General features: G+C 59.5%; 3 protein-coding genes and 3 riboswitches. All 3 genes read right to left on the bottom strand.

Annotation, left to right across the window (positions count from 1 at the left end; translation table 11 throughout):
- Positions 1 to 323 (bottom strand): hypothetical protein (locus tag K419_RS22460; RefSeq protein WP_035497581.1); only part of this gene is annotated, 323 nt, incomplete at its 3' end.
- Positions 324 to 348: 25 nt separating this feature from the next.
- A riboswitch (cyclic di-GMP riboswitch) is annotated at positions 349 to 424 on the bottom strand.
- An 86-nt stretch (positions 425 to 510) separates the two neighbouring features.
- Positions 511 to 586: riboswitch (cyclic di-GMP riboswitch) on the bottom strand.
- A gap of 406 nt (positions 587 to 992) precedes the next feature.
- A riboswitch (cyclic di-GMP riboswitch) is annotated at positions 993 to 1,069 on the bottom strand.
- Between the two features lie 318 nt (positions 1,070 to 1,387).
- Positions 1,388 to 1,882: a hypothetical protein gene (locus K419_RS0118755; RefSeq protein WP_156912255.1), complete on the bottom strand. Its 495-nt coding sequence runs from the start codon at positions 1,880 to 1,882 to the stop codon at positions 1,388 to 1,390.
- A 20-nt stretch (positions 1,883 to 1,902) separates the two neighbouring features.
- The coding region (locus tag K419_RS0118760) for a fibronectin type III domain-containing protein (protein WP_026842885.1) at positions 1,903 to 3,144 on the bottom strand (1,242 nt) is incomplete at its 5' end.

Genomic DNA, 3,144 nt, shown 5'->3' on the forward strand with positions numbered 1-3,144 from the left:
TAGGTCATCCCTTTGCCGCCGGGGTTGCGCGCAGCTTCGGCGCTAAGGACGAAGGTCTTCACCTTGTTGTCGCGTTTGGGGACCGCTGCGCGGTACGAGGTCCAGTTGGGCGGAGGGGGTTGTACGGGGCCGCCGGGGCGGTCTGCCCAGGTGTTAGGCCAGGCTGCGTTTGCTGTCGGGGAGTAGTTTTCTGCGGACTGCCAGTCGGGGCTGGCGTCGAAGCTGTCGTTGAAGATGACTTGCGCAAAACCGGCAAGCGGCATCATCAGCGACAGGCAGACAACTACCAGAAGTGCTTTGTACGTGGTCCATCGATTCATCATAACCTCCCAATTCCTTGTGAGGTATTTCGGCGACCCGGCTGTCTCTGTGAGACCCTTGGGCTTTCCGTCCCACCCTCGCGAGTGGTTTAGTATTGTCGTGTACCTGCTGCTGCTAGATGCTGTTAAGTTTCAGGCACAAAAAAACCGTGCCACCTGTGATATCAGAGAAAAGTACTCTTTGTGATATTTCGGCGACCCGGCTGTCTCAGGGAGACCCTTGGGCTTTCCGTCCCACCCTCGCGGATGGTTTAGTATTGTCGTTATCTGGTTTTTGTTGCTGCAGTATCAGCTTTTATTCGAATTAGTTCTGTAACTTAAATTACAATGTCAGTTTTTTACCTCCTCCTGTCCTATTTAGTTCCACTCAACCAGTCTGCAGACCTTTTTTGCACTGCCTGTGCCATAAACCTGATCAAGTGAAAAATATCGTAACACGCTTAAACCACGGAGTTTTGTTCGTCGGCATTCAAAACGGCCTCTCGCCTTGTTTGTACCAGCGATGAACACGAAGGAAGCTAATGTTCAGGGATTCAACAACTGCGGAGACCGGTTTGGGTGCATTTGCGGGCACTAAAAAAGCCGGTACCGAAACAGGAACATTTCGGCAACCGGACGTTTGGAGGAAGTGAACGAAAAAAGCCAGGAAGCCGTGACCCATGTTTCGGATAGTTCGGCATCCCGGCTGTCTCGGTGAGACCCTGTGGGCTTTCCGCCCCACCCTCGCGGGTGGTTTAGTATTCTCGTATATCTATGGTGTAAAAAAAAGAACAGTTACCGTCTTTTAACGCAGAAACCTTCGAGGTGAACAGATAAACGACGATAAAACAGCCCGATACGGAACCGGCGATGCCGCCAAAAGACGTAGGCATTCTGCCATAGGCATGCCGACCGTGTAAAGGTTTTTTCCGCGCCTGCCTTTCCAGCCACTGCTGCGCCGCCGGATGGCCCTACCTGGAGGGGGTGAAAAAGGCCCCGCGGCGCGGATCGCGAAAAAAGCGCAGCAACGGGAAAAGCTGCCTGACCCAGGGGAGTTGGTAACACTCCCAGACCGGCTGATGGGGCCTCTATGGTGCGGAAACCTCGCCGGTTATGGCTGTGTCGACGGTGCCGCTGGCGACGCTGTCGTAGGCCTTGAACTGGGTCAGCACCAGGTTGCCGGGGACCAGGGTGGTTCCCGGGGCGACCTGGGTGGCTATGGTGAGGAATTGGCCCACCTGAAAACCGGACGAGTTGGTAACTGAAACGGTGACCGTCTGCGGCGTAGCGCCGGAGTCGTAGTAGGCGCTGACGCTGCTCCCGGCGCCCCCGCCTGACGGGGTGAGCACTCCTTGGGCGACGACGCCTCCACCGGGGGTAGCCAGGGTGACGCCGGTGGGAAACTGCAGCGTGAACTGGACGCCGTACAGGGTGGTGGCAGGCCCCGCGCTCTTGATGATCACGCTGTTGGCGGGGGTGGGCTGAAACTGCAAGGGTGCTGCGGCATCGCCGCCACCTCCCCCGCAACCGGAGCAGATAAGGGTCAGTAATATAAATGCCGTAAAAGCGGCGGAAAATCTCATGACAGCTACCTCGTATCGAATCAGAATTTGACGACGCCGGTGATGATCCCCAGGATGACCACGGCGTCTCCGGTGTCTATGACGCCGTCAGGCCTTGGGACCCCCTGGATGATGGGAGCGAGGTCCCCCCGCTGCAGTTGCCCCAGGTCCGGCTTCTTGATGCCCACCGCCATCTGCATGGCGGTCTGGGCGTCATCAACCCCGACGGTCGAGTCGCCGGAGAGATCTCCCGCCTGCAGCACGCCGATCGAGGCCATGGTGGCAACCGAGATGGTGCTCTCGTTGCCGACGGTATCAATCGCGGTTACCCCGACCTGGGTGGCCTGGCCCGGCTGCAGCCCGGTTACCTCATAGCTCCAGGCGTTGCCGGATAGGACCGCGGCCTTTTTTTCCCCTCCCCCGACCTGCACCAGCACCGAGGCCACCCCCCCATGGTCCGAGACCGTCCCTGAGATCTGCTGGGAGGTGAGTATGGTGGGGGTAACCACCGGGGCCATGGTCAGGGTGGGAGCCACCGTGTCAAGGAGAATGGCGGCCGAGACGCTGGTCGCATTGCCGGAGTAATCAGTCGCGGTAACGGTGATGCTGTTCCCCCCTTCGCTGAGAGAGGAGACGGTGTAGCTCCAGTTGCCATCGCCGTCGACGGTCGCCGATGCGGCGGCAAGAGCGCCCACCTTGACCGTCACCGAGGCCAAGCCTCCGGTGTCGGAGACGGTGCCGGACAGGGAAAGGACCTTGTTTTTGGTGCTTGACGGTACGGGGGCCAAGGTTAGCGCCGGGGCCATGGTATCCACCGTTACTGCGCTTGCCGTAGCCCTCACGCTCTCGTTGTCACTGACATCGGCAGCACCGCGGTTGTAGGCGGTGACGGCGAAGTAATAGCGGATCTGGGGGGAAAGGCCGCCGATGGTCGTCTCCGTCGCGCCCGGCGGCAGGTTCAGCACCGTGGTGAGGCTACCGGGACTGGTCCCGTAATAGACGCGGTAGCCGTCGGTTTGGAACGTGGTGCCGTTGCTGCCTCCCTGGAAGCTGAGCTTTATCGAGGTGTCGGTAACCCCCTGTGCGCTCATGTTGGTCGGAGCGGGGGGAGGACCGCTGTAGCTGGTAGCTATCACGACGTCGTCCAGGAACAGCTTCATCACGCTGTTGGCATAGGCCGGATCGGGTTGGATGGTGGCGTTATCGAGGACTGTGACCCAGTTCCAGCCCGGGTTGACGCTGCCGCCTGCCTGAACCCAGGGGATCGCCTTCTTCACGAAGTG

This window comes from Citrifermentans bremense R1, assembly GCF_000426865.1.
GTDB lineage: Bacteria > Desulfobacterota > Desulfuromonadia > Geobacterales > Geobacteraceae > Geomonas > Geomonas bremensis.

Coding starts and splice junctions, on each gene's coding strand:
- K419_RS0118755 (WP_156912255.1), bottom strand. CDS start 1,882: ATGAGATTTTCCGCCGCTTTTACGGCATTTATATTACTGACCCTTATC.